General features: G+C 61.0%; 25 protein-coding genes. 9 read left to right on the top strand and 16 right to left on the bottom strand.

What is annotated here, in order from left to right; translation table 11 throughout:
• Together ABD653_RS12625 and ABD653_RS12620 are read left to right on the top strand one after the other, a co-directional pair.
• Entirely contained in the window at positions 1-2,847 is a 2,847-nt protein-coding gene (locus ABD653_RS12625) for a M16 family metallopeptidase (RefSeq protein WP_160778996.1), read from the top strand.
• Positions 2,848-2,908: 61 nt separating this feature from the next.
• Positions 2,909-3,214, top strand: a complete 306-nt coding sequence (locus ABD653_RS12620; RefSeq protein ID WP_160778995.1) for a hypothetical protein — start codon at positions 2,909-2,911, stop codon at positions 3,212-3,214.
• Between the two features lie 82 nt (positions 3,215-3,296).
• On the opposite strand, the gene ABD653_RS12615 is transcribed toward ABD653_RS12620, so the two are convergent.
• From ABD653_RS12615 to rpsU, 9 genes are all read right to left on the bottom strand, one after another.
• The gene (locus ABD653_RS12615) at positions 3,297-4,295 is read right to left on the bottom strand and encodes a hypothetical protein (protein WP_160778994.1); all 999 of its coding nucleotides are present in this window, start codon (positions 4,293-4,295) and stop codon (positions 3,297-3,299) included.
• On the bottom strand, positions 4,292-4,882 hold the full coding sequence (locus tag ABD653_RS12610; protein ID WP_344705565.1) for a hypothetical protein: 591 nt from the start codon (positions 4,880-4,882) through the stop codon (positions 4,292-4,294). Before ABD653_RS12610 ends, ABD653_RS12615 begins: the two co-directional genes overlap by 4 nt.
• A gap of 98 nt (positions 4,883-4,980) precedes the next feature.
• Positions 4,981-6,480, bottom strand: a complete 1,500-nt coding sequence (gene gatB / locus ABD653_RS12605; RefSeq protein WP_160778992.1) for an Asp-tRNA(Asn)/Glu-tRNA(Gln) amidotransferase subunit GatB — start codon at positions 6,478-6,480, stop codon at positions 4,981-4,983.
• Positions 6,481-6,496: 16 nt separating this feature from the next.
• Positions 6,497-7,321 (bottom strand): FkbM family methyltransferase, encoded by an 825-nt coding sequence (locus ABD653_RS12600; RefSeq protein ID WP_160778991.1) that lies wholly within the window; start codon positions 7,319-7,321, stop codon positions 6,497-6,499.
• Positions 7,318-8,406, bottom strand: coding sequence for a glycosyltransferase family 2 protein (locus tag ABD653_RS12595; protein WP_160778990.1), 1,089 nt, complete (start codon positions 8,404-8,406; stop codon positions 7,318-7,320). Before ABD653_RS12595 ends, ABD653_RS12600 begins: the two co-directional genes overlap by 4 nt.
• On the bottom strand, positions 8,403-9,887 hold the full coding sequence (gene gatA, locus ABD653_RS12590) for an Asp-tRNA(Asn)/Glu-tRNA(Gln) amidotransferase subunit GatA (protein ID WP_160778989.1): 1,485 nt from the start codon (positions 9,885-9,887) through the stop codon (positions 8,403-8,405). Before gatA ends, ABD653_RS12595 begins: the two co-directional genes overlap by 4 nt.
• Positions 9,887-10,189: an Asp-tRNA(Asn)/Glu-tRNA(Gln) amidotransferase subunit GatC gene (gene gatC, locus ABD653_RS12585; protein ID WP_160778988.1), complete on the bottom strand. Its 303-nt coding sequence runs from the start codon at positions 10,187-10,189 to the stop codon at positions 9,887-9,889. Before gatC ends, gatA begins: the two co-directional genes overlap by 1 nt.
• A 25-nt stretch (positions 10,190-10,214) precedes the next feature.
• Entirely contained in the window at positions 10,215-10,841 is a 627-nt protein-coding gene (locus ABD653_RS12580) for an FKBP-type peptidyl-prolyl cis-trans isomerase (protein WP_160778987.1), read from the bottom strand.
• A 117-nt stretch (positions 10,842-10,958) separates the two neighbouring features.
• Positions 10,959-11,165 (bottom strand): 30S ribosomal protein S21, encoded by a 207-nt coding sequence (rpsU, locus tag ABD653_RS12575; RefSeq protein ID WP_006834591.1) that lies wholly within the window; start codon positions 11,163-11,165, stop codon positions 10,959-10,961.
• Between the two features lie 232 nt (positions 11,166-11,397).
• Between rpsU and crcB the strand changes: the two genes are divergently transcribed.
• The 5 genes from crcB to ABD653_RS12550 are packed head-to-tail and all read left to right on the top strand — an operon-like array spanning position 11,398 to position 14,575.
• Positions 11,398-11,808 carry a fluoride efflux transporter CrcB gene (gene crcB, locus ABD653_RS12570; protein WP_160778986.1) on the top strand — a complete coding sequence of 137 codons (411 nt, stop codon included), beginning with the start codon at positions 11,398-11,400 and terminating at the stop codon, positions 11,806-11,808.
• Entirely contained in the window at positions 11,805-13,016 is a 1,212-nt protein-coding gene (locus tag ABD653_RS12565; RefSeq protein ID WP_160778985.1) for an RluA family pseudouridine synthase, read from the top strand. The genes crcB and ABD653_RS12565 overlap by 4 nt, the downstream gene beginning before the upstream one ends.
• On the top strand, positions 13,013-13,672 hold the full coding sequence (locus ABD653_RS12560) for an HAD-IA family hydrolase (protein ID WP_160778984.1): 660 nt from the start codon (positions 13,013-13,015) through the stop codon (positions 13,670-13,672). Before ABD653_RS12565 ends, ABD653_RS12560 begins: the two co-directional genes overlap by 4 nt.
• Positions 13,662-13,874 (top strand): hypothetical protein, encoded by a 213-nt coding sequence (locus ABD653_RS12555; protein WP_160778983.1) that lies wholly within the window; start codon positions 13,662-13,664, stop codon positions 13,872-13,874. Before ABD653_RS12560 ends, ABD653_RS12555 begins: the two co-directional genes overlap by 11 nt.
• The gene (locus ABD653_RS12550) at positions 13,871-14,575 is read left to right on the top strand and encodes an ATP12 family chaperone protein (RefSeq protein WP_160778982.1); all 705 of its coding nucleotides are present in this window, start codon (positions 13,871-13,873) and stop codon (positions 14,573-14,575) included. Before ABD653_RS12555 ends, ABD653_RS12550 begins: the two co-directional genes overlap by 4 nt.
• On the opposite strand, the gene ABD653_RS12545 is transcribed toward ABD653_RS12550, so the two are convergent.
• The 4 genes from ABD653_RS12545 to ABD653_RS12530 are packed head-to-tail and all read right to left on the bottom strand — an operon-like array spanning position 14,568 to position 18,103.
• Entirely contained in the window at positions 14,568-15,155 is a 588-nt protein-coding gene (locus ABD653_RS12545; protein WP_160778981.1) for an ABC-type transport auxiliary lipoprotein family protein, read from the bottom strand. The two genes, ABD653_RS12550 and ABD653_RS12545, sit on opposite strands and share 8 nt — an antisense overlap.
• A gap of 11 nt (positions 15,156-15,166) precedes the next feature.
• Positions 15,167-16,126 (bottom strand): MlaD family protein, encoded by a 960-nt coding sequence (locus ABD653_RS12540; protein WP_160778980.1) that lies wholly within the window; start codon positions 16,124-16,126, stop codon positions 15,167-15,169.
• 10 nt (positions 16,127-16,136) lie between these two features.
• On the bottom strand, positions 16,137-16,991 hold the full coding sequence (locus ABD653_RS12535) for an ABC transporter ATP-binding protein (RefSeq protein ID WP_160778979.1): 855 nt from the start codon (positions 16,989-16,991) through the stop codon (positions 16,137-16,139).
• The gene (locus ABD653_RS12530; protein ID WP_160778978.1) at positions 16,991-18,103 is read right to left on the bottom strand and encodes an MlaE family ABC transporter permease; all 1,113 of its coding nucleotides are present in this window, start codon (positions 18,101-18,103) and stop codon (positions 16,991-16,993) included. The genes ABD653_RS12535 and ABD653_RS12530 overlap by 1 nt, the downstream gene beginning before the upstream one ends.
• Before the next feature lie 129 nt (positions 18,104-18,232).
• Here ABD653_RS12530 and ABD653_RS12525 point away from each other — a divergent pair, with 129 nt between their 5' ends.
• Together ABD653_RS12525 and ABD653_RS12520 are read left to right on the top strand one after the other, a co-directional pair.
• Positions 18,233-20,968, top strand: coding sequence for a valine--tRNA ligase (locus ABD653_RS12525; protein ID WP_160778977.1), 2,736 nt, complete (start codon positions 18,233-18,235; stop codon positions 20,966-20,968).
• A 208-nt stretch (positions 20,969-21,176) separates the two neighbouring features.
• Positions 21,177-21,914: a 7-carboxy-7-deazaguanine synthase QueE gene (locus tag ABD653_RS12520; RefSeq protein WP_160778976.1), complete on the top strand. Its 738-nt coding sequence runs from the start codon at positions 21,177-21,179 to the stop codon at positions 21,912-21,914.
• Between the two features lie 270 nt (positions 21,915-22,184).
• Here ABD653_RS12520 and ABD653_RS12515 read toward each other — a convergent pair whose 3' ends face one another.
• The 3 genes from ABD653_RS12515 to ABD653_RS12505 form a co-directional block, all read right to left on the bottom strand.
• Positions 22,185-23,891 carry an ATP-binding protein gene (locus ABD653_RS12515; RefSeq protein ID WP_160778975.1) on the bottom strand — a complete coding sequence of 569 codons (1,707 nt, stop codon included), beginning with the start codon at positions 23,889-23,891 and terminating at the stop codon, positions 22,185-22,187.
• A gap of 91 nt (positions 23,892-23,982) precedes the next feature.
• Entirely contained in the window at positions 23,983-24,738 is a 756-nt protein-coding gene (locus tag ABD653_RS12510) for a TIGR02186 family protein (protein WP_160778974.1), read from the bottom strand.
• The gene (locus ABD653_RS12505; protein ID WP_160778973.1) at positions 24,735-25,649 is read right to left on the bottom strand and encodes a sulfite exporter TauE/SafE family protein; all 915 of its coding nucleotides are present in this window, start codon (positions 25,647-25,649) and stop codon (positions 24,735-24,737) included. Before ABD653_RS12505 ends, ABD653_RS12510 begins: the two co-directional genes overlap by 4 nt.
• Positions 25,650-25,688: the final 39 nt, after the last annotated feature.

Raw genomic sequence — 25,688 nt, 5'->3', positions numbered from 1 at the left:
ATGTTTCGTTTTGCCTCAACCAGCCTGACAGCCCTCGCCATTGCGACGGCCACCCCGTTCGCCCTGACAGCGCCAGCCGCTGCCCAGGACACAGCCGAGGCGGTAGCTCCGCTGCCGGCCCTGATCGATGAAGTCAGCATTCCGTTCGAGGAATTCCAGCTTGAAAACGGCCTGACCGTTATCGTGCACGAAGATCGCAAGGCGCCGATCGTCGGCGTCGCGGTGTGGTACAATGTCGGTTCCAAGGATGAGCCCGAAGGCAAGAGCGGCTTTGCCCATCTGTTCGAGCATCTGATGTTCAACGGTTCGGAGAATGCGCCGGGCGACTATTTCAAATATCTGCAGGAAATGGGCGCGACCGATTACAATGGCACGACCAATTTCGACCGGACCAATTATTTCCAGACAGTGCCGCGGGGCGCGCTGGAGCGTGCATTGTGGCTCGAGAGTGACCGGATGGGCTACTTGCTCGGCGCGGTGACGCAGGAGAAGCTCGATAACCAGCGCGGCGTGGTCCAGAACGAAAAACGCCAGGGCGACAACCAGCCCGGCGGCCTGGTGTTCTACGAAATCGTCAAGACGCTTTTCCCGGCCCCACACCCGTATGACCACACCCCGATCGGATCGATGGCAGACCTTGATTCCGCCTCCATGGATGATGTGCGCGCCTGGTTCCGCGACAAATACGGCCCGAACAACGCCACCATCGTTCTGGCCGGCGATATCAACGCCGCCGAAGCGCGTCCGCTGGTCGAAAAGTATTTCGGCCCGATCGCGCGTGGTCCGGTCAACAACCCGGCCGAAGCTGCGATCCCGGAGCTGGCCGAAGATGTTCGTACGGTCATGAAAGACCAAGTCGCAGCGACGAATATCAGTCGTTACTGGACCGCACCCGGCATCAACAGCCGCGATCTGGTTGCGCTGACCGTTGGCGCGCAGATCCTGGGCGGGCTGTCGTCCAGCCGGCTCGACAATGCCCTGGTCCGTGACGAGAAAGTCGCGGTGGGTGTAAGCGCTGGCAACTTCTCGTTCCAGCGGGTTGGCGTGCTGACCGTAGGTGCCACTGTGAAGCCCGGTGAAGACGCCGAAGCTGTTGAAGGTCGCATGAATGCGATCATCGACCAGTTCATTGCCGAAGGTCCCACCGAAGACGAAGTCCGCCGCGCTGCAACGCAAAGCCTCGCTGGCACCATCCGCGGGCTGGAACAGGTAGGCGGCTTTGGCGGCAAGGCCGTGACGCTGGCGCAGGGCGAAGTCCTGACCGGATCTCCCGATTTCTATGCCCAGCAGCTGGAAGTTCTGGCCACTCTGACCCCGACTGAAGTTCAGGCGGCCATGCAGAAGTGGATGACCCGCCCCAGCATGACCCTGCAGCTCGAGCCCGGCGAACGTGACAGTTCGTATGAAGAAGCAGCCTCGGTCGCCGCAGATGGCGATGCCGAAGCAGAGGCCGCGCCAGGTGCCAACGAACTGACCGTAACGGTCGAGCGTCCCGCACCCGCATTTGAAGCGCTCGCCTCGCTCGATTTCCCGGACGTATCCGAAGTGACCTTGTCGAACGGGATGACCGTCTATTACGCCCAGCGTGATGCCGTTCCGGTAACCCGTGTAGCGCTGTCCTTCGACGCAGGCTCTGCCGCCGATCCGACCGACAAGCGCGGGTTGGAAAGCCTCGCGCTCGGTCTGTTCGATGAAGGCACCACCAGCCTGAGCTCCAGAGAAATCGCCGAAGCTCGCGAACGTCTCGGCGCCGTGATCTCGACTGGCGGTGGCCAAGACCGTTCCTCGTTTACGCTGACGGCGCTGACGGCTAACCTGGCCCCGTCGCTGGAATTGATGACCGACATCGTGCGCAATCCTGCCTTCGATGAAGGCGAGCTCGAGCGTGTACGGACCCAGACAATCACGGGCATCCAGCAACAAATGCGCAGCCCCGGCGGCATCGCGCAAATGACACTGACCCCGCTGCTCTACGGATCGGACAATCCCTATGGCGATACCGGCAGTGGCAGCGTGGAATCGGTCAGCTCGATCACCCGGGATGATCTGGTCAATTTCAAGCAGACCTGGATCCGTCCCGACAATGCGTCGCTGTTTGTAGTGTCTGATCTGGCGCTGTCGGAATTGACGCCGGCGCTGGAAAAAGCCTTCGGCGAATGGGAAGCACCCGCCACGCCCAAGGGTAGCAAGGACTTTTCCAGCAAGGCAACTGCACCTGAAAGTGCCCGCATCGTGCTAGTCAATCGGCCCAATTCCCCGCAGAGCTTCATCCTCGGCGGCCTGGTTACCGATGCCCGGGCACAGGATGCCGGGATCGTCGACCTGCTGAATGCCAACAATGCGCTTGGCGGCAACTTCCTGGCCCGGATGAACATGAACCTGCGCGAGACCAAGGGCTGGTCCTACGGCGTGCGTGGCGGTGTCTCCCAGCGCGAGAATGCGGTGACATATTTTGTCCAGGCGCCGGTCCAGGCCGACCGCACGGGCGATTCCCTCGCCGAACTCAATCGCGAGATCGGCGAGTTTGTCACCACCAATGGCGTGACCGAAGAAGAACTGGTCCGGATCGTGAACAACGAGATCCGCGAGCTGCCGGGGCAGTTTGAAACCTCCGGCGCGGTGCTTGGCGCGATGCAGTCCAACGTGCTGTATGGCCGGGACATGGACTACCAGGAGAAGCTGGCCGAGAAATATCGCGGCCAGACCCGCGAAAGCCTCGATGCGGCCGCACGCGGCGCAATCGATCCGGCGCGTTTCATCTGGGTCGTCGTAGGCGATGCCGAAAAGGTCAAACCGCAGCTCGACGCGCTCCGCCTGCCAATCGAAGTTCGCGAACTCGAAAACTGAGTTATTGACACACATGTAAGCAGCGGCGATGGCCGCTGCATCTTTCAAGAGGAGTACTTCAATGTCCGTAGCAGGAACTTACAACACCGTCGTGAAGAGCCCGATGGGCGACCAGAGCGGCACGTTCACCGTCGTCCCCGGCGATGACGGCAACACCTTCACCGGCAGCATGGCCGGCGGCATGGGCTCGATGGATGTCGAGAACGGCAAGATCGACGGCGACAAGCTGACCTGGGACATGAACATGACCGTCCCGATGCCGATGAAGCTGGAATGCGAAGCCACCGTGGCCGGCGACCAGCTGACCGGTAACGTCAATGCAGGTGCCTTCGGCGCGATGCCGATTACCGGCGAACGCCAGGGCTAAGCCTCGCTTCGGCCTGAGGCCACAGAAAAGGGGCCCCGCAGTTCGCGCTGCGGGGCCCCTTTTCTTTGTCGGCACCTTGGGTCTAGTCGCTAGCCGTTGCCTCTACGGCTTCGGCCTGAGGCGCTGTGTCGGTCGCGCTGACACTTGCACCGGCTGCAAATGCCCTTGCCTCGGCCTCCGCTTTGGCTTCGGCTGCGATACGGGCCGCTTCTTCAGCCTTCTGTTGCGCAGCCAGGCCCTTCAGGTCGATTGGCACATCACGATCATAGGCAAGCACGCCCTCGACCGACGGCAGGCGGCCTACCATGGTGTTGAGGACGTTGTTGCGTTTGCCTGATGCACGCAGATCGGCCCTCACGACGGGCAAGTCATCCAGCCCATCCGGCACGCTGTAATCAACCGGAATTGCCGCTCGATTAGCGAAATCCTTCCAGAAGATGGACGCTTGTCTGCGCGCTTCGGGTTCGGCCCAACCCTCGGCCAGAAAATCACCCAGATTGGTGATCTCTCCGGCCTTGACCTCGAATTTGACGCTGCCCATGCAATAGCATTTACCGATGGTCTGTGCTCCGGGCAGGTAAAGGAGCGGGCCGTAATAGGTGTAGGTGCCTGGCTCCAACTCGGTCAGGTAATTGAAAGTCGTCTCGCCGTCGGGCAACTTTTCTTTCGAGTAGACATATTGTGGTCCGAAACCGGCGAACATCCGGATGTCCATCGGCTCGATGGCAAAGCTCTCTTCCGTCGGTTCAACGGGCTTCGGTCCGGGATTGCGGCGGCGCTCCTTATTGGCCTCCCACATTCTCAGCTTTCCGGGAAACTTCTTCCGGGCCTTGGCCAGTTTCTCTTCCCAATCGGCCTTATACTCGGCGTAATCTTCCTCATCCGGCGTCTTGATGAAGAGCGCATTGAACCGGTTTGGAGCTTTGGCAAAGAGATAGCCCTTGGCAGGATCGATCTGATGCTTGCCGCTTTCGAGATGCTTGGCTTCTATCGCCTGGGTCTCAACCTCTTGCGCCAGGGCCGGGGTCGAAGCGAAAAGCATCGCCGCACTCGCGGTAATCATTGCGTGTCGAATACTCATGGTTCCAGCACCTCCCATGTCGGTTTGGGTCCAGAGGCGACGCGAGCCTGTTGCAGCAGGGCCGCATTGCGCTTGCTCTCCTCCTTGCGACCGAAACCTTCCTCGAAATGGAATTCCTGCCACAGGTCCTTCTCCAACGCGTAGCGGTCATAGCCCTTGTAATACATGCAGTTACGGACATTGATCCGCCGCGCCTTGCGCCGCTCTGCCGAGCCAAAGATCGCATCAGCCATCATGCCGCCGATCGCACCGCCGATACCACCGGCCAGCACCCCATATTGCGTCATGGCACTGGCGATCGCCCCGCTATCGACGCCGCGATAGACATTGATGCCGCTGCCCAGCGCATCGCATTCGGTAATATCCGCATAGGCCTGGTTGAAGCTGGTTTCAGGCCGATGGAAGATGAAGTATTTTTCATGATCCTTCGGATTGATCTCGCCAGGATCAAACGCCAAATCCGGCATCGCGATGTCAGCGATTTCGGCTTCTGTGAATTGCCGCATCGGCGGCTCGTTCTTTATGGCTTGTGCTTGTGCTGTTGCTGCTAGCGGCAGAAACAGCAGTGCAAGACGGGAAATTCCCATCGCGACCCCCTTCACTTGTTTATCCTGGTCGCAAGCTTAACGCCGCGAAGCCATTGGGCAAGTTCGGGATCCGTCCGATACGGGAATTTCCCCAGCGTTTACCCCAGCTTGTCTTTCAGCAATTGGTTCACGACTTGCGGATTGGCCTTGCCTTGCATCGCCTTCATGGTCTGGCCGACGAAGAAGCCGAATAGCTTGTCCTTGCCGCCCTTATACTGCTCGACCTTGTCCTGGTTGTTGGCCAGGATATCATCGATCGCTGCCTCGATAGCGCCAGTGTCGCTGACCTGTTTGAGGCCCTCGGTATCGGCGATTTCATCGGGCGCGCGACCGGTTTTGAGGACGATCTCGTAGATTTCCTTCGCCTGGCCGCCGCTGATTTCGCCCGCATCCTGCATTTTCAGGATCGCGGCCTGTGCCTCGGCAGTTGCGTGTTCGGGATTGGCTTCGTCACCCAGCGACTTGATCACGCCCGGAGCGACCGAGAGTGCCCAGTTCGCGACCTGCGTGGCGACTTGCTTCTCGTCTTTGCCGATAGCCTTGGCCGTCGCGCCCAGCAGCGTTTCAAATCGCGCAAAGGTCTCGACCTCGGCCGTCAGCTCGCGGGCATTATACGGCGTCAGGCCCAACTCGGTCTCATAGCGCTGGCGCTTCGCATCGGGCAATTCTGGCAGGCTCGCGCGGCATTCTTCCAGGAAGCTGTCTTCCAGTTCCAGCGGCAGAAGGTCGGGATCGGGGAAATAGCGATAATCATGCGCGTCTTCCTTGCTGCGCATAGTCCGCGTCGTGCCGGTGCCGGGATCGAACAGGCGCGTTTCCTGATCGACGCTGCCGCCATCCTCGATCAGATCGACCTGGCGATTGGCCTCGTATTCAATGACCTGCATCACGAATCGCACCGAATTGACATTCTTGGTCTCGGTCCGCGTGCCCAGTTCCGGATCACCGACCTTGCGCACGGATACGTTGACGTCGGCACGCATCGAGCCTTCTTCCATATTGCCGTCGCACGATCCGACATAGCGCAGGATAGAGCGCAGTTTGCGGACATAGGCACCCGCTTCGGCAGGGGACGTCATATCCGGCATGGAAACGATTTCCATCAGGGCCACGCCGCTGCGGTTCAAATCAACATAGGACATGGTCGGATGCTGGTCGTGCATCAGCTTGCCGGCATCCTGCTCGACATGGATCCGCTCGATCCCGATCACCTTATCTTCGGGAATACCCGCCTTCTCGTCGGCCTCGATCAACAGCTGCCCCTCGCCAACAATCGGGTGATAGAGCTGGCTGATCTGGTAGCCCTGCGGCAGGTCGGCATAGAAGTAGTTCTTGCGGTCGAACCGGCTCCATTTGTGGATCTGCGCTTCGATCGCCATGCCGGTACGGACCGCTTGGCGGATACATTCGCGGTTGGGCACTGGCAGCATGCCGGGCATCGCCGCATCGACCAGGCTGACCTGCGAATTGGGCTCTGCCCCGAACGCAGTCGACGCGCCGGAAAACAGCTTGGCATTGGAAGTGACCTGCGCATGAACTTCGAGGCCGATCACGACCTCCCACTCGCCCGTTGCGCCCTGGATAATGTATTTGCTCATGCGATGCCCCTTAGCGTCAGTCCCGCGCGATGGCGAGACAGTTCACGCTGGTTTCGTAGCGTTGGAATCGATTGGTAATGGCGTAGCCGTGCCCGGCGCAGATTTGCTCGAACGCCGGCAGGTTTGCGGTCTCGACTTCCACGAACAGCGGCGGGTGGTCGCGCGCGATGGTTCCGGATAGGCCGCGCAGGACCGGCAGTTCGAACCCCTCGGTGTCGATCTTGATAAAGCCGATCGGCTGATCGCCCACCAACGCGTCGCCAGTGACGAGTTCGATCCCGCCCTTACCTTGCGTCAGGCGAGCCGCGCCGAGGTTATTGCTGGCACTTTCAACGCTCGCCTGCCCCGCACTATCGGACAGGCCGACGCGGTGGATTGCGATCCGATCAGCAACGTGATTGAGCGCCGCATTGGTTTCCAGAATCCGTGCCGCTGCGTCCTGAGGTTCACACGCGATCACCTTGTCCGCGCCCAGTACCATTGCGGCAAACAAAGCGTGATTGCCCACGTTCGCGCCGACATCGAGGAAGGCCCCGCCCTCATGATGCTGGTCCCAGGTCCCTTTGATGATCGCCAGTTCTTCCGGCTCATAGAGCTCGCCCTTGCGGTGGACTTGCTGGATCACATCGAGATCATTGGCGACGAACAGTTTGAGCGGCACGCCGTCATGCTCGCCTTCGACAACGGCCCCGCGCAGCAGACCGGGTTCTTCGTCACGCCACCCCAGACGGGCTCCGGCCACGCGATGATCGCGCGTCAGAGCCGGCATCACGTCCATGCCCAGCCGCCGCGCCAGCTTGATGACGCGGCCACCCCACAAATAGGGCCTGAAGAGTTTCATCGGCTTGCCCCCTCGCCAGCAAAGAAGGCGGCAATCTGCGGCAGGTCAAGGGCCACACCACGTTCGACCAGATGCGCCATACGCGCCGGATCGCTGACGGTCAGGCATTCATCGAAAAAACGCTGCGCCTCCGCCTCGCTGCAATCGAGTGCGATATCCCCAATCGCCCGGCGGGTGGCGAAATGGATCGGTCGTTCCTCGCGATTGCCCCGGCGCTGGCCGAATTTATGAAGATAGCTTGCGGCATCGGTGAAATCGAAATGCAGCACGCGGGCGCGCTTTGCTTTCACCATGTCCCCCTGCCCGTCATCACTCGTCCAGTGATGGATCGTTGGCCGCCATCCCCGATGGAGCCGCGTGCGCAGGATCGACTTGTAGCTGGAATAGGAAAGGAAATACCCAGCCGGAATGGTTGCACCGGTGACTGGATGGACCAGCCGCCGCGGCAAATCTGCGCCCAGTGCACGGTCCCAGAACCATTGGTCATAGCGCGCGACCTTGAGCGGGTTGGACACAACTGACAGCGCCTTGCGCGCGGCACGCCATGCCGCTTCCAGCGCCGGATAGCGCGCCTGGAAATGGCGATGGGCGAAGGGAGACGTGCGCGGTTCCCCGTCGGGCAACACATCGCAATTGGGAAGCAGGATTTGCGCCACATCGGGTTCCTGCCCGCCAAGCAAGCTTTGCATCGCGATAGGATCGACGCCGCCAGCCGGGTCAGGCAACAGCAACTCGTCCGGATCGATCATGGCCAACCAGTCGATCCCGTCCTTCAGCGCCAGCCGCGCTGCGACCCAGGCATTGAGGTTTTTGCGGGCGTCTATGAAGGTGTCCCAGCCCTTGGCAAGTTTCTTCGAGAACCCCGGCGCATCGCCCACTTCTGCCGGCGGCACACTCTCGCGCACCATCACGTCGCTCTGGGTGTCGAGCCAGTCGCGCATGGAATCGGTGGTGCCGTCAAGAAAGATGTAGAAGCGCTGCGCCCCCAGGGCCCGGTGCCACTTCAGCGCATCGGGCAGCAGCCTTGCTTCGTCCTTGACCGTGTAGGTGACGGCAAAGCTTGGCCCGAAGCTCGACGAAGTCACGCCCACCAATTCTCCGGCTTCGCAGTGAAGCCATTGCGCTGTTCGATTGCCAGGCCGGCATTGAGGACGCTCTGCTCGTCAAACTGTTTGCCGACCAGTTGCAGGCCGAGCGGCAAGCCATCTGAATTGAGGCCACCGGGCACGCTCATCGCGGGCAAGCCGGCGAGCGAAGCAGGCACAGCAAAGACATCATTGAGATACATCGCCAGCGGATCCGCCTGCATTTCGCCCAAGCCAAACGCCGCATTGGGCGTGGTCGGTGCCAGGATCAGGTCGCAATCGGCCCAGGCTTGTTCGAAGTCGCGAGCCACCAGCGTGCGGATCTTCTGAGCCTGATTGTAATAAGCATCGTAGAAGCCCGCGCTGAGCACATAGGTGCCGATCAGGATGCGTCGTTTAACTTCATCTCCGAACCCTTCCTCGCGCGTGGCGGCATACATGTCTTGCAGGCCAGCCCCGTCGGGCAGATCGCGCAAGCCATAGCGCACGCCGTCATAACGGGCGAGATTGCTGGAGGCTTCTGCGGGCGCGATGATGTAATAGGCTGGCAGGGCGTATGTGGTGTGCGGCAGGCTGACATCGACGATCTCGGCCCCGGCATCACGCAGCCATTCCTTGCCCCGTTCCCAGCTGTCGAGAATGTCCTGTGGTGTGCCGTCCATCCGGTATTCGCGCGGGATGCCGACCTTCTTCCCGCTGAGATCCGGGTTAAGCCCCTTCTCCCATTCCGGCACCGGCAGATCGAGGCTGGTTGCGTCCTTCGGATCAAATCCGGCCATCGCTTCGAGCATGATCGCGCAATCGGTGACGCTGCGTGTCATCGGGCCCGCCTGGTCGAGGCTGCTGGCGAAAGCGACAACGCCCCACCGGCTGCAACGGCCATAGGTCGGCTTGATTCCGGTCGTGCCAGTGATGGCAGCCGGTTGGCGGATCGAGCCGCCGGTATCGGTACCGGTCGCCGCCGGGCAGAGGCGCGCTGCAACGGCAGAAGCGCTGCCGCCCGATGAGCCACCCGGAGTCAGGGCAGTATTGCTGCCCTCTTTGCGCCAAGGGCTCTTCACTTCACCGAAATAGGACGTCTCGTTGGACGAACCCATCGCGAACTGGTCGAGGTTGAGCTTGCCCAGCATGCCTGCACCTGCGCGCCACAGATTGGCGCTGACAGTCGATTCATAATGCGGGGTGAAGCCTTCGAGAATGTGGCTTGCAGCGGTGGTTTGCACGCCTTCGGTGGCGAACAGGTCCTTCATGCCGATCGGCACACCGGCCATTGCGCCCAGCGTCTCGCCCTTGGCACGCGCCGCGTCGACCGCATCGGCCGCTTCGAGAGCCTTTTCCGGCGTCGTGACGATAAAGGTGTTGAGCGCTTCGGCGGCAGCAACATTGGCATTGAACGCCTCTGCCACTTCACGCGCGGTGAAATCGCCAGCGGCAACCCCGTCGCGGATCTGCGCGACGCCCAGTTCGGTCAGATTGGTCATTATTCGATCACCTTGGGCACGCCGAAAAAGCCATGTTCAGACGCCGGAGCGTTGGCCAGCACCTTGTCCTGCACGCCGCCGCCGGTAAGCGGATCGGCATCGACCACGTCGTCACGCAGCCGCAACGTATTGGGAATGACAGCCGTCATCGGCTCGACATCGCTGGTGTCGACTTCGCCCAGCTGTTCGACCCAGGCGAGGATATTGTTCAGTTCAGGCGCCATTTTCTCCAGCTCGGCATCCGTCATCTGGATACGGGCAAGCGAGGCGATCTTGGCGACGGTTTCCTTGTCAACGGACATGGAGTTTCCTGTCGTTAGAGAGAAATCAGTTCTGCGGGCCCGGAGGCGGTCCCTGCGGAGGGCCCTGAGGCGGCCCTTGTGGACCCCCGCTCGCCCCCCCGGGTCCGCCCGGACCACCTTGCGCGCCTTGTTGGGCTTCCATGGCCTGTTGCAGAGCCATGACTTTGCGTTCGGCATCGGCCTGGCTCATGAAATCGACCAATTCGACTTCGAAGATCAGGTCGCTATTGGCCGGGATGCCCGATTGCGGTGGCGGGTTGGCACCATAGGCGAGCTCTGCCGGGATATTGAGCAGGTACTTACCACCCCGTTCCATCTGCTGGATGCCCTGGAAGAAGCCGTCGACCAGCTGGCCTTCTTGCAACAGCATCGGCGTTCCTTCTGGGAAGATACCTGGCGGGAATGGCGACGGGCCCGATTCATCGAATACCGTGCCATCGGCCAACGTGCCTTTGTATTTGACGAAAGCGACATCGCCTTCGCTCGGGCTTCCGCCTGATCCGGCCACCAGCTCGTCCACCGAGACGCCCGCGGGCACGGCCGCCCACGCCACACCGGCGCCAATCAGGATGGCAACGATTACGCCAAGCCACAGCTTGGTCAGCGAGCCCTTGGCGATGGGCTGCAATGGAACGCGGGTAACTTCGGTCATGATGGATCCTGCAAATGCGAAGGGCGCGGAAGATATCCTCCCGCGCCCTTTGGCGTAACCCTGCCGCCACTTCAAGCGGGGCGGGTCAAAGAATCGCGGCGTGAGCCTTTTTCCGGCTTACTTGATGCCGTCACGTTCCATGCGCTTACGCTCCAGCTTGCGGGCGCGGCGCACAGCAGCAGCCTTTTCACGGGCGCGCTTCTCGCTGGGCTTTTCATAATGGCGACGCAGCTTCATTTCGCGATAGACGCCTTCACGCTGCAGCTTCTTTTTGAGCGCGCGGAGGGCCTGGTCGACATTGTTATCGCGAACCATGATCTGCATAAAAATCGTCACCTCAAACAAAGGGGAGAGCCCGCATGCAGCGCGGGAATCACCGCTAAATTCCAAAAGAAAAAGCGCCGAATCCGCTAAGCGGTCGGCCTCACAGGACGCGCACATACGCAGAATCGGCAGGAGACGCAAGGCAATCAGCGGATTTTCGGCCTGCCTCCCGATGCAACCATGCCACAGAAGCCGCTTGGCTAGCGCCCCCTGTGCGGTCTAAGGCGCGCGGGTGAGTACACTTTCTCCTTTTGCCGCAACCGTCAATGTCGCCCTGGGCGGCGCGATCGGTGCTGTCTTGCGCTACCAGCTCGGCCGCCAAATGACCGGGTGGATGGGCGCGCCGGCGATGTCGGTTTTTCCCTGGGCCACATTGGCGGTGAATGCGCTTGGCAGTGTCATGATGGGGCTGCTGGCAGGATGGCTGATCCGTTTTTCGCCCGAAGGCACCGAACAGTTCCGGTTGTTCCTTGGCGTCGGCGTTCTGGGCGGTTTTACCACTTTCAGCGCTTTCAGTCTCGAACTGGTCTTGATGGTCCAGCGCGGACAGCTTGCCTTTGCGGCCTTGTATCTGATCCTGTCGATTTCACTCTGCGTCAGCGGATTGTTCTTCGGCCTGACAATTACGAGGCTGTTCGGATGAGCGCGCCCGGCCCTAGCCATGAAGTGCGCCAGTTTACGGTCAGCGAAGATGATGACGGCGTGCGTCTGGATCGCTGGTTCAAACGCAACCTGCCAAAGATCGGCTTCAACACCATCTCGCGCTGGGCCCGCACTGGCCAGATCCGGGTCGATGGCAAGCGCGCGAAGCCGGAAGACCGGCTGGTGCAGGGCCAGGTCTTGCGCATCCCGCCCGGCGGGGAAGATGCCGCGCGCAAGCCGCGCCAGCGCAAGGAATTGACGCCAGAACAGATCGACGAAGCCAAGGCGATGGTGATCAAAGAGACCAAATCGGCCATCATCTTCAACAAGCCGCCGGGCCTCGCCACCCAGGGCGGCAGCAAGACCTTCAAACATGTCGACGGCTTGCTCGATGCCTTCGTCGAGGGTGACGACGATGTGCGCCCGCGCCTCGTCCACCGGCTCGACAAGGATACATCCGGCGTGCTGCTGGTCGCCCGCACCCCGGGCAGTGCGGCAGCCTTTGCCAAGCGATTTGCCGGCCGTTCCGCCAAGAAGATCTACTGGGCGCTGGTGGTCGGCCTGCCCGAAGTCAAAGAAGGCACGATCGATGCCCCTCTCGCCAAGCAACCCGGCAGCGGGGGCGAGAAAATGCATGTCGACCATGAAAACGGCCAACCCGCCGTCACCCGCTACCGGGTGGTGGAGAAAGCCGGCAACCGCGCCTGCTGGGTAGAGCTGGAACCGATGACCGGCCGGACCCACCAACTACGAGTCCATCTGGCAGCGATTGGCACGCCGATTGTCGGCGATGGCAAATATGGCGGGCAGGACGCCTTCCTCACGGGAAGTGTCAGCCGCAAGATGCATTTGCATGCCCGCCGCCTGATCATTGGCGAGCCGGGAGGCGGCAAGCTGGATGTTATGGCCGAATTGCCCGAACATTTTGCCGCCACGATGGAGCAGTTGGGCTTCGATCCTTCGCTGAGTGACGCCGCACCCTTGCGCGAAGATGTGAACGAGCGCAGCCCGGCAGAAAAGAAACAAGCCGCGCGCCAGCATGCCAAGCAATATCGCAAATCGCAGCGGGGCGAGCGCAGGGCGCGGGGAGCAACGAAGGCTCCGAAACGCAAGCTGGGCAAGAAATCGGGCGGCGCGATTGCCAAGCGTGGCCCGAAGCCCAGCACTGGCCCGCGCGCCGGTAAATCGAAGCCGAAGGGGCGCAAGTGACCACGCGGTTGGCGGTGTTCGATTGTGATGGCACGCTGGTCGACGGCCAGGCCCCTGTTTGCGACGCGATGGAAGTTGCGTTCGCCGAAGCAGGACTGCCTGCGCCCGACCGGCGCGATGTGCGCCAGATCGTCGGCCTGAGCCTGCCGGTCGCAATCCGTACCTTGGCGCAGGAAGCGTCGGACGCGGAGGTTACCCGCGCCGTTGACGCCTACAAATCATCGTTCCGCACCGCCCGGGAAAACGGCATGGTCTCCGAACCCCTTTTCGAGGGCATCGTCCCCTTGCTCGACCGTCTCGCGACGGCAGGATGGGCGCTGGCTGTCGCAACCGGCAAGTCCAATCGCGGATTGCATCATTGTCTTGGCGAACATGGCCTGATCGACCGGTTTGTCAGCCTCCAAGGCGCAGATCACCACCCCTCGAAGCCGCATCCCGCCATGCTGCACACAGCCATGGAAGAGGCGGTGGCCGAGGCGGAGCAAACGGTGATGATCGGCGATACGATCTACGACATCGAAATGGGCAGAGCCGCGCAGGTGCGTGCGATCGGCGTATCATGGGGCTATCACGCAACCGACACCTTGCTCGCCGCTGGTGCAGAAACGGTGGTCGACACGCCTGACCAATTGGGAGACTGGCTCGATGACGGATGATGAAAAGGCCAAGCAGCGCTTCATGCTGCTGCAACTGGCCCGGTTGAGCGGGATCATCATGGCAGGCCTAGGTGTGCTCATTATCTCGGGCCGGCTCGTTGACAACCCGCCGCTCGGCTACGCCCTGTTCGTGGTTGGCGCGATCGAGTTCTTTGTCCTGCCCATCATCCTTGCCAAGCGGTGGAAATCGCCACGCCCATGAAACGGTTTTGGAAAGATGTGAGGGTCGAGCAGCTTGCCGACGGGTGGCAGGTCGCGCTCGATGGGCGACCACTCAAGACGCAAGGGAAACGCGAGCAGATTGTTCCGTCAGAGGCTCTGGCACAGGCGCTTGCTGCAGAATGGGATCGTCAAGGCGACACGGTCGACCCGGCCAGCCTGCCCGGGCGCGACATGGCCGATTTCGCCATCGACCGGATTGCAACCGGTGAAGAAGACGTCATCTCCAAACTGCTCGCTTTCGGGGAAACCGATACACTGTGCTACCGGGCCGAGCCCGGCGAAGCCGTGTTCCGCCGGCAGGAGGAGGTGTGGGAACCCCTGGTCCGTGCAACCGAACAGCGTGAAGGCATCCGGCTGGAACGGATCAGCGGGATCATCCATCGCCCCCAGCCAGACGCCAGCATCGCGGCCTTGCGCAAACGGCTGGCGGAGCAAGACGCCTTCATTCTTGCCCCCTTACTGACACTCTCATCGCTCAGTGCATCGCTGTGTATAGGGCTCGCCGCGCTACAGCCCAGCGCAGACACCAAGGCGCTGTGGGATGCGGCCAATCTGGAAGAAGACTGGCAGGCAGAATTGTGGGGCGAGGATGCCGAAGCCGCAGAAGTCCGCGCGCGGCGAACTGCCGATTTCGAACGCGCGATGGAATTTCTGGATTTGGTGCGAAACCGGGTCAGCTGACCCAGTCGGCGACCTGTCCTGCAACATCATTGGCAGCACGGTTCAGCGCGTCGCCCACCGGACCCGCCTCTGCCGGAACCCCGGACACCACGCTTTCGAAGCGCTGGGTGACGACCGTATCGTTCTCGCCGTCGCGCATCGCATCGTAACGGACGATTACCGACGAACTGCGTGCGTCGTATCCAAACTCGACCAGGCTGCCACGCAATTGCTGGCTGGTGGCAAAGGTCGGATCAAAGCCGTCGATCACGACCCTGCCGGTGCGCGTGCGGATGGTCTCCGACAGCAACCTGCGAAACAGGCGTGTGGGCCGTTCGACCCAGACGGCATCCTGAAGATAGGCGATAGTGGCATCATCCACCTGCACCGGAACCCGCGTGACAGACAGGCGCTGCGGCGCGCTTGGCTCGATCACCGACAGGGCATTTTCATTGGTGCCGGTCGAGCCGCTTCCCGCTGGCGCGCCATTGGCAGCGGTCAGGGTCAGCAAGCTGGGCGGTGGTTCACTGCCAAGGCTTATACAGGCCGAAAGGCCCAGTGTAGCAGCGCCAGCGAGCGCAATACGGATGGCGGTTTTCATAGCTGGAACCCTCACGGTTCGTAATCCGGCAATGGCTGCGAACCGAGCAGGCCGGCAGCGCCTTCGTTTTCAAGTCGCTCCGTCACAGCTCTCAGCGCCTTGCTGGTTTCGCGCAGGTCCTGCAGCGTCGCATTGGCGGCGGGCAAAGTTTGCTGGTTGAGCTGCTGCGCAGCAGGCTGGGCATCGTCGAGCGTCTTGCTCAGCGACAGGGCCGCCTTGCTCGCGGCGTTGAGCGTGCCACGCAGCTCTGTCGCCAGCGCGGCACCTTCCTGATTGATCAGCTGGTCGGTCGAATTGGTCACCTTCTCGAACGCGTCGAGCGTCTCGCCCGCTTCCCTCAGCGTGCCTTCCAGCTCGGTCAGCGTGCTTTCGATCCGCGGGGTCGCCCGGGCGAGATCTTCGGTCATCGCATTGGTGTTCTGCAAAATCCCCGCGAGCGCAGCCTGGTTGTCATCCGACAAGGTCAGCGTCAGCCGCTCGGTCAAAGTCGCCAGCCGCTCCAGCAGCAACGGCGCATTGGCCAGCAATTCACCCAGGCCGCCCGGCTTGGTGGGAATGACGGGCACATCTTCCGGGCACGCGGTTGCCCCCTCGCCTTCACCACATGTGATCGGAGGAGCTCCGGCCCGCGCGCCGTCCAGCAGGATGGTCGAGACGCCGGTAAAGGAGCCCTGGATGGTCGCTGTGGTCCCGACAAGAATCGGCACCTCGTCCCGCACTTTCACGCGCACGCGCACAAATTCGGGATCAGTTTCCCACAAGGAGATCTGCGTGACTTGCCCGACCGGCACGCCTGCGAAAGACACTTCAGAGCCATTCGCAAGGCCGGAGACCGATTGCTTGAAGAAAATGTCGTATTCGTTCTGGGCACCCTCGCCGAAGCGGGCAAGCCAGACAAAGAATGCCGCAAGAGCCGCCAGCAACACCAGCGTCACGGCCCCTACCCAAACATGATTTGCCCGCGTTTCCATCTGCTTGCCTCTATGCGCCTGCCGGTGACGGCTTGTCTATGGTCTTCGCGGCGCGCGCCTTGGACCGGTTCTGGCTCGCTTGCGCCGCACGTCCGCGCGGACCGTTGAAATATTCCTGGATCCAGGGGTGCTCAGTTTCGAGCAATTCCGGAATCGTGCCCACCCCGATCACCTGGCGATCCGCCAACACGGCGACCCGGTCACAAATCTCGTAAAGTGTGTCGAGATCGTGCGTAATCAGGAACACGGTGAGCCCCAGCGTCTCTTTCAATTCGCGGGTCAGGCGATCAAAGGCGGCGGCACCAATCGGGTCCAACCCGGCCGTCGGTTCGTCAAGAAAAAGCAATTCCGGATCGAGCGCCAATGCACGTGCCAGCCCGGCGCGTTTCTTCATTCCGCCGGAAAGCTCGGACGGATACTTGCACGCGGCATCTTCAGGCAAGCCTGACATTACAACCTTGTAGCGCGCGATTGCGTCGAGCGTGGACGGTTCGATATCGGGATAGAATTGCTTCAATGGCACCTGCACATTTTCGGCCACCGTCAGCGTCGAAAACAGCGCCCCGCCCTGGAACAAGACGCCCCAGCGATTGCGCACCCCGATCTCTTCGTCCGGATCGGCATCGGTGATGGATCGGCCAAATACCTCGATCTGGCCTTCCTGCGGGTATTGCAGGCCGATAATAGACCGCATCAGCACAGATTTGCCTGTGCCCGAGCCGCCCACTACGCCGATAATTTCGCCGCGATTGACGGTCAGTGACAAATATTCGTGCACTGTAAAATCACCGAAACGATTGGTCAGCCCATCGACCACAATCGGATGATCGCCGCGATACCGCTCATGTTGCCCTGGCCCTGCCATCACGCCCACCCGATTTCAGTGAAGAACACGGCGAAGAATGCATCGAGCACGATAACCATGAAAATCGCCTGGACCACAGCTTGGGTTGTCCGCGCGCCAACCTCTTCCGAATTCCCTGCCACCTGCATCCCGTGATAACAGCCCATCAATGCCACTATCAGCCCGAACACCGGCGCTTTGATGAGGCCGACATAGAGATCGTATACTGGTACGACATCTTGAATACGTTCGATAAAATTCCAGAACGGGATGCCCAGCGTTACATCCGAGATGACCGCACCGCCGATGATCGCCATGCAGGCAGCGTAAAAGCCCAGCAGCGGCATCATCAACACGGCAGCCAGGATGCGTGGCACGACCAGCGCCTCCATCGGCGAAATGCCGATCGTACGCATCGCGTCCACCTCCTCGGTCAGTTTCATGGTCCCGATCTGCGCGGCAAACGCCGAACCGGACCGGCCAGCGACCATGATCGCTGTCATCAGAACGCCCAATTCACGAAGGGTGATCCGGCCTACCAGATTGACCGTCAGTGTTTCGGCCCCGAACTGCGCCAGCTGCACGGCGCCCTGCTGCGCGATAACGATCCCGATTAGGAAGCTCATCAGGCCGATAATTGCGAGCGAATCGATCCCGACCAATTGCAACTGTCGCACCAGAGCTTTTGTCCGGAATCGTCCGGGGTGGCGCAACAAGCTGCCGAAAGCGAGGATCAGCTGGCCGAGAAAACCAACCATTTTTCGCAAACCACGCGAAAAATCGGCCATCCGTTGGCCTGTAAGTGCGGATACGTGGGTAAACAGACCGAGACTTTCCGGCACCATTACGCTGTCGTTCTCGCTCGCGCCGACAGCATCCATCAGGCGCTGCCCCCGCTCGCTCGCGCCCGTCACATCTGCGCCATTGTCGCGCGCCACGGTGCAGGCAAGCCAGGCGCCTACGGTGTCAATTTCGGTCACTTCCGTCAGGTCAACCAGCGTGAAACCGACCTCGATCTCGCGGATATCCTTGTCGATCGCGCCAATGGTAGAAACCAGATAGGGCCCGGCCAGCGCCAACACTGTGGTGCCATCTTCCTGCTGCTGCAGGGAAAAGCTCGCCCCTTCCGACATTGCCGCATGCTATGCGGGGAAAATGGCGCCATCACAAGCCGTTGCATGGTCGCATTTGCACTGGCATTGGCAGGAACTACCATTGCGGTGGCCCAGCCCCGCCTGCGAGACCGAGCGAACACCGACACCATGACCACTGAACTGCCTACCACATTCGATCCTGCGCAAATCGAAGCGCGCTGGTACCAGCACTGGGAAGAGAAAGGCCTGTTCCGGCCCGAGCGTCCTTATGCAGAGCCGTTCACCATCGTCAACCCGCCACCCAACGTCACCGGCAGCCTGCATATCGGCCATGCTTTGGACAACACGTTGCAGGATATTGTGATCCGGTATGAGCGGCTGCGCGGCAAGGATGCGCTGTGGGTGGTCGGCACCGATCATGCCGGGATCGCCACGCAAATGGTGGTCGAGCGCCAGCTGGAAGAGCGGCAGGACAAACGCACCAATTATTCACGCGAAGACTTCGTCGAGAAGGTGTGGGAGTGGAAAGAGGAAAGCGGCGGCACGATTACGCGCCAGCTGCGACGCCTCGGCTGCTCGATGGACTGGAGCCGCGAACAATTCACCATGGACCCGCATTTCAACGATGCGGTGCTCAAAGTGTTCGTCGATCTCTACAATGACGGCCTGATTTATCGCGACAAGCGGCTGGTCAATTGGGACCCGAAACTGAAGACTGCAATCAGCGATCTCGAGGTCGAGAGCGAAAATATCCCGGGCCATTTCTGGCACTTCAAGTATCCGCTCGAAGACGGTGTGACGCTGGCAGATGGGCGCGATTATATCGAAGTCGCCACCACCCGGCCTGAAACCATGCTGGCCGATATGGCGGTGGCGGTCCACCCGACCGACGAACGGTACAAAAGCGTCGTCGGCAAGCATGTCGTGTTGCCGATCACCGGCCGCCGCGTGCCGATTGTGGAAGACGAGCACGCCGATCCGGAACTGGGCAGCGGCGCAGTGAAAATTACGCCGGGGCATGATTTCAACGATTTCGATGTCGGCAAGCGGGCCGGCTTCGCTCCCGCCGACATGCTCAACATGCTCGATGGCGATGCCAATGTTTGCCAGACCTCCGACGGACTAGTGCCTGACGAATTCGTCGGTTTGCATCGCTTCAAGCGAGACGGCACCGGCGGTGCGCGCGAACTGGTCGTCCAGCGCCTGAAAGTACAGGGCTTCCTGATCCCGCATGTGACCAAGACCAAGAAGGGCGAAGAAGTCGAGCTCGACGCCGAGCCGCGCACCATCGCGACCCCGTTCGGGGACCGTGGCGGCGTGGTCATCGAGCCGTGGCTGACAGACCAATGGTATGTGAATGCTGCGGAGCTGGCCAAGGCTCCGATCCAGGCGGTGAAAGACGGCACCATCGAGATCGTCCCAAAGAGCTGGGAGAAAACCTTCTTCAACTGGATGGAAAACATCCAGCCGTGGTGTGTCAGCCGCCAGTTGTGGTGGGGCCACCGTATTCCGGCGTGGTTCGATGACAATGGCAATGTGTTCGTCGCTGCCACCGAAGAGGAAGCTCAGGCGCAAGCAGGAGCAGGCGTTGCGCTCAAACGCGACGAAGACGTGCTCGACACGTGGTTCTCTTCCGGCCTGTGGCCCTTCGCCACGCTTGGTTGGCCCGATGAGAGCGCACCGCTGTTTCAAAAACACTACCCGAACGATCTGCTCGTATCCGGCTTTGACATCCTGTTCTTCTGGGATGCGCGGATGATGATGCAGGGGATGCATCTGACCGGGCAGGCCCCATGGCCCAAGCTCTATCTCCACGGGCTCGTGCGCGCCGCCGACGGGCAGAAAATGTCCAAGTCCAAGGGCAATGTCGTCGATCCACTAGGCCTGATCGACCAGTATGGCGCCGATGCGCTGCGCTTCTTCATGGCAGCAATGGAAAGCCAGGGCCGCGACATCAAGATGGATGACAAGCGGGTCGAGGGATATCGCAATTTCGCGACCAAGCTGTGGAATGCCACCCGTTTCTGTCAATCCAACGGCATCGGTGCGAGCGACTCGCTGGCCGCGCCAGCAGCCAAGCTAGCCGCCAACCAATGGATCATCGGCGAAGTGGCGCAAACCGTGGAAGCGCTCGACGCGGCCATGGCCGATCTACGCTTCGATGCCGCTGCCAACACCGTCTATCACTTCGTGTGGGATCGGTTCTGCGATTGGTATCTGGAGCTGATCAAACCGGTGTTTACCGGCGATGCAAACAGCCCCGCTGCGGTCGAGACCCGTGCCGTGGCAGGGTGGGCGCTCGACCAGATCCTGGTCATGCTGCACCCCTTTATGCCTTTCATCACCGAAGAGCTGTGGAACGCGCAGGGTGACCGTGCGAATTATCCGCTCATCACTGCCAAGTGGCCCGAGCCAAAGGCGTCTGTCGATGCTCACGCCGTCGCTGCGATTGACTGGGTGATTGAGCTGACCAGCAATGTCCGCTCCGCCAAGAATGAGCTCGGCATTGCCCCCGGCGCGAAGCTGGCCGCTTTCCTTCCCGAAGCGTCCGATCTAGCCAGCAGCACAATCGAACGCAGCTCCGCCGCGATCGAACGTCTCGCGCGCCTGACGCCAGTGACACTGGGCGAAGCTCCCGCAGGTGCTGCAATGCAGGTCACTGCGGGCAGCGATGTGTTCATCATCCCGCTCGAAGGCGTGATCGACATTGCCGATGAGAAGGCCCGCATCGCAAAGGCACTGGCCGCCAGCGAGAAGGAAGTGAAGGCGCTCGACGGGCGGCTGTCCAATACCAACTTTGTCGAGCGCGCCAAACCCGAAGCAGTCGAGAAAGCCAAGGCCGACCACGCGCATCACAGCGCCGAAGTCGAGCGGCTGCGAGCGGCGCTGGCGCGATTGGGGTGATCAGTCCGCGCCAGGTGAGTTTTTCTAACTGTTTCAATCATGGCATTGGCGACGAATGGGGAATGGTATCATGGCACCGAAATTGGATGACAGATGTGCCAGCGACACCGATGCGCTAGATTTACACTTTGTTTCAATTGGTTAAGCCGGGCATGCATGGGTGGCACTCCGTCGCCTTTGTCGCCTCCAAAGGAAATAATCGCATAGTATGACGCAATTGATCCTCGCCACTGACGATACCGGAGGCCCGGAAATCTTCGCCTCGGTACAGGGCGAAGGGCCGTCTGCCGGCATGCCGGTCGCATTTGTGCGGCTCAGCCGTTGCAATTTGGCCTGTGTCTGGTGTGACACCGCTTACACCTGGCATTTCGAGGGCGATAACCGGCCGCATCGCGGCGGCGCTACATTCGAACGGAAGGCAAACCAGATCACTCTTGATGTCGCCGATGTGGCCGAACGCATTGCCGCATTCGGGCAAAAACGACTGGTCATAACCGGCGGCGAACCGTTGATGCAGGCCGGCCCCTTGGCAGAGATGCTGGAGGCCCTGCCCGATATGACGGTGGAGGTGGAAACCAACAGCACCACCAAGGCTCCGCCGCGGCTCGACATCCGTATCGACCAATACAATGTCAGCCCCAAGCTTGCCCATTCCGGCAATCCGGCAGAGCTGGCGCTCATCCCGGAGCGGCTCGATTTCTATGCGCTAGACCCGAGAGCCTGTTTCAAATTTGTGATCGCAGACCCGGTCGATCTCAACGAAGTGATCGATCTCCAGCGGCGTCACGCGATTCCGCCTGCGCGGATATTCCTGATGCCGGAGGGGACAGACAGCGCGACCTTACGCGCACGGATGGACTGGCTCGTCCCGCTTTGCCTCGACCATGGATACCGCCTGAGCGACCGCCTCCATATTCACCTGTTCGGCGACACACGGGGGACGTGATTTTTTTCCGCACGCCCTCCGGCGCGCGATGTCCTCGCACCTGCGGTGCTGCGGGCGGGCGGTCGCCCTTGCGGCTTGCTAGGCGCAAGCCGAGCTCCGCGACACGGTCGATGTGAAGCGCCAGGATGCGTGTTTGACGCCATGAATGTCGAGCCCTGGCTCGGTCGGCGACTAGCCGACCGCAAGCGCGACTGCGCGCCCGAGCTTATGCGAGGAAAGCCAAGCGATGCGGACGCATCGCGCCCGGCGCCTGAGGGCCAATACAGTAAACTAACCTTGCGCACGCCAGCGGTGGACGACGCGATGGACGGCTTCCTCTTCACCGCCGGTCTGGCGCCAAAGTTCGACAAAGCTCGGGTCTTCCGATGCCGGGCGCTTGGATTCTTCCAGATTGTCGAAGCTGACACGGATAGGGATTGCCACACCCTCGCCGCAAACAATGCATTCGCGATTGCGCAACGCGGGAATGGAATCGAGGAAACCGCGCGCACCTTCGGGCATGGCGGCCTTAACAAAGGCCTGGTCGCGATCGTTGTTGAGACGCATGGAGATGATCGTGCCGCATTGCGACAAGACACCTTCGGCAAGGTCGGATGGGCGCTGGGTAATCAGGCCCAGCGAGATGCCGTATTTCCGCCCCTCTTTCGCGATCCGCCCCAGGATATCGCCAACCGAGGAACCATCGGCATTCGCCTCGCTCGGCACATAACGGTGAGCTTCCTCGCAAACCAGCAGGATCGGCCGGGTGCGCTCTTCGCGGGCCCAGATGGCGTAATCGAACACTAGCCGGCTCAGCACGGCAACGACGGTGCTCGTGATGTCCGACGGGACGCCGGAGACATCGATGATCGCAATCGGCTTGCCATCGCTCGGCATGCGGAAAATCTTCGAAATGAATTCCGCCATCGTGTCACCGACCAACATGCCGGAGAACATGAATTGATAGCGGGGGTCGCCCTTCAGCTCCTCCAGCTTACCCTTGATCCGCATGTAGGGCGCAGAGGAGTTGGCCTTGTCGAGCTTGCCCATCTCATCAGCGATTGCGGTCGAGAGATCGGACAGGAGATAGGGGATTGGGGAATCGACCGTAATCTTGCCCATCGTCTCGGCCAGCCGGTTCTTCCCGCGCGCCTTGAGAAGGCATTTGGCCAGAATGTCTTCGTCAACCTGCCGGTCATTGCCCGTACTGGTCAGCAATACCTCGCAGTGCTCCTCGAAATTGAGCAGCCAATACGGCATTTGCAGGTTCGACACGTCGAGGATCAGCCCGGTATTCTTGAACGCAGCCGAGTATTCGCCGTGCGGATCGATCATCACGATATGACCTTCTGGCGCGGCCTCGCAAATGCGGTGCAGGATCAGCGCGGCGCTGGTCGATTTACCGGTACCGGTCGAACCCAACAGCGCGAAATGCTTGCCCAGCATGGCATCGACATAAAGGCCGGCCCGGATGTCCTTGGTTGGATAGACGGTTCCGATCTGGATGTTGGAACGGCCATCGCTGGCATAGACCATCTTCAAGTCGGGGGTGCTGGCCGGATAGACATAGGCACCGGGGACCGGGTAACGGGTCACACCACGTTTGAAGGCATGGATCTTGCCAGTCAGCTTCTCTTCCTGGCCTTCGCCAAGGAAATCGATGTTGGCGATGATCCCGCCATTCTGGCGGCGATCCTGGCGCTGGTTGCGGACGCTAGCCAGCAGCCAGCTATCCCCGACACGGATCTTGATCTGGCTCCCGACTTGGCCGGCAAGCGCGATCGAAGGATCGGCGTCTTTCATGCACTCATTCAGACGTTGCAGATCAATCGCAATCTGCGAGCCGGCCCCGGATATCTCCAGAACCACGCCGATCGGCTTGCCGACATTGTCGCTGGCAGCCTTTGGCTGGGCCTGCGGCTCACGCGCCGGTGCAGCAGCGGTTTGCGGCTGTGCTGGCTCGGAAGCCTGGAATTCCTGTTTGCCCATGTCAGTCATGCGTTCGGACCCCTGATCCATTCTTCGGATTTCAGCAGGTGCGCTAGCAGGAACAGGGTTAAGATCGCGTCAATTTGCTCCGGTGGAGCCGTCAAATCATGGCGAAGAGGCGACCCGCGAGCCAACCCATCAGGACAGACAGGAAGATCGCCGTCAGACCGTAGAGGAACGACTGGTACTGGGAGAACACCTCGACAAAGCGCTCAAAGCCGACCTTCTTCACTTCCACTTCGGCAATCGCGGACGAGATCACACGGCCCCGGCTCACGGCAAAGGTTTCAGCGGTGTAGGTCCCGGTCTGGACATTGGAGGGCAAGCCAATGCGCGCCTGGTAAAGCACGCCTTCGCTAACCTGCACCCCGTCCATATCCTCTTTATACAGGCCGAGGCGGGTACGCAGATCGACCAGCCCTTCGCTGAAGCGTGTCTGCTCCTCGGGATCGATGGTTCCGCTTGGCGAAAGCTGGATGAAATCGGTACCGAATTCGAAGATCGCCGCTGTCCTGTCGTCGACGATCTCTTCGATCGGACGGCTGGAGGCGACTGCAAAATAGGATGGTGCAGAACGGAACGCCGTGCTCTCGGCATTCATCCAGATGCCGCCGATCTGACGCTTTTCGCGCAACCGGATGGGTTCCGATGGACCCTTGAGGACAACCACGATGTCGTACCCCTCTGCAGCGCGGCGCCCTCTCGGATCGAGAATGGCGCCGAACAAAAGCAATTCGGTCCCGACGAAGCCCTGCCTTACCTGCACTTCATGTTGCGATACTTCGGGGACCAGCACGGGATCGCGCTGAGCCGAAAGCGCAAACAATGCCAGCACAAGGAACAGCCAGCGCCTCACAATGGCGACACCGTATAGATTTCGTCGGGCTGGATGCCGAGGCCGAACAGCATGCGCAGCGCAACAGCAATCACGATCGCGGCCAGGATCAGACGCAGCAGATCGGGCCGCGCCTTAAGCGCAATCTTCGTCCCGAATTGCGCGCCGAGAACCGACCCCACCAGCAACAGGGCAGCGAGGACAAGGTCGACGGCCTTGGTGGTAAGCGCATGGGTCATGGTGGTGGCCATGGTAACAAACAGGATGTTGAACAGCGAAGTGCCCACCACGACCTTGCCGCTCATTCCCAGGATATACAGCATCGCGGGCACCAGCATGAAACCACCGCCGACGCCCATCAACATGGTCAGCACCCCAACCAGCAAGCCCAGGATCAGCGGCGCCAGTGGGGAAATGTACAGACCAGAGCGGTAGAACCGCCAGCGATAGGGCAAGGCGGCAACCAGCGGATGATGCCGCCGGCGCGCCGCTGGTTGGGCTGAGCCCTTGCGCCGCGCCATGATCGAATCCAGCGCCTCTCGCATCATCAGCGATCCGATCGTGCCCAGCATCAAGACGTAAAGGACATTGATGATCACATCGATCTGGCCGATCGACTGGAAGAAACGGAACAGCACAGCACCGAACATCGCGCCCACCACGCCGCCTGCCACGAGCACCGCGCCCATGCGATAATCGACCCCATCGCGCTTGTTATGGGCAAGGACGCCCGAAACGCTTGCACCGGTTACCTGCGTAGCGGCGGAAGCGGCCGCCACGGTCGGCGGTATACCGTAGAATATCAGCAATGGTGTGGTCAGGAAGCCTCCACCCACACCAAACAGGCCGGACAAGATTCCCGTCAGCGCTCCCAACGCGACAATCACGATCCCGTCGACCGAGAGATTGGCTATGGGGAGATACACGTCCATGGGTCCCCAGCCGTAGCCGAGGCGGGGCAAGGATTAAAG

The sequence above is a fragment of the Parerythrobacter jejuensis genome (assembly GCF_039536765.1).
Classification (GTDB): domain Bacteria; phylum Pseudomonadota; class Alphaproteobacteria; order Sphingomonadales; family Sphingomonadaceae; genus Parerythrobacter; species Parerythrobacter jejuensis.
The sequence above is the reverse complement of the archived record's forward strand: the minus strand, read 5'-3'. Positions and strand labels throughout refer to the sequence as shown.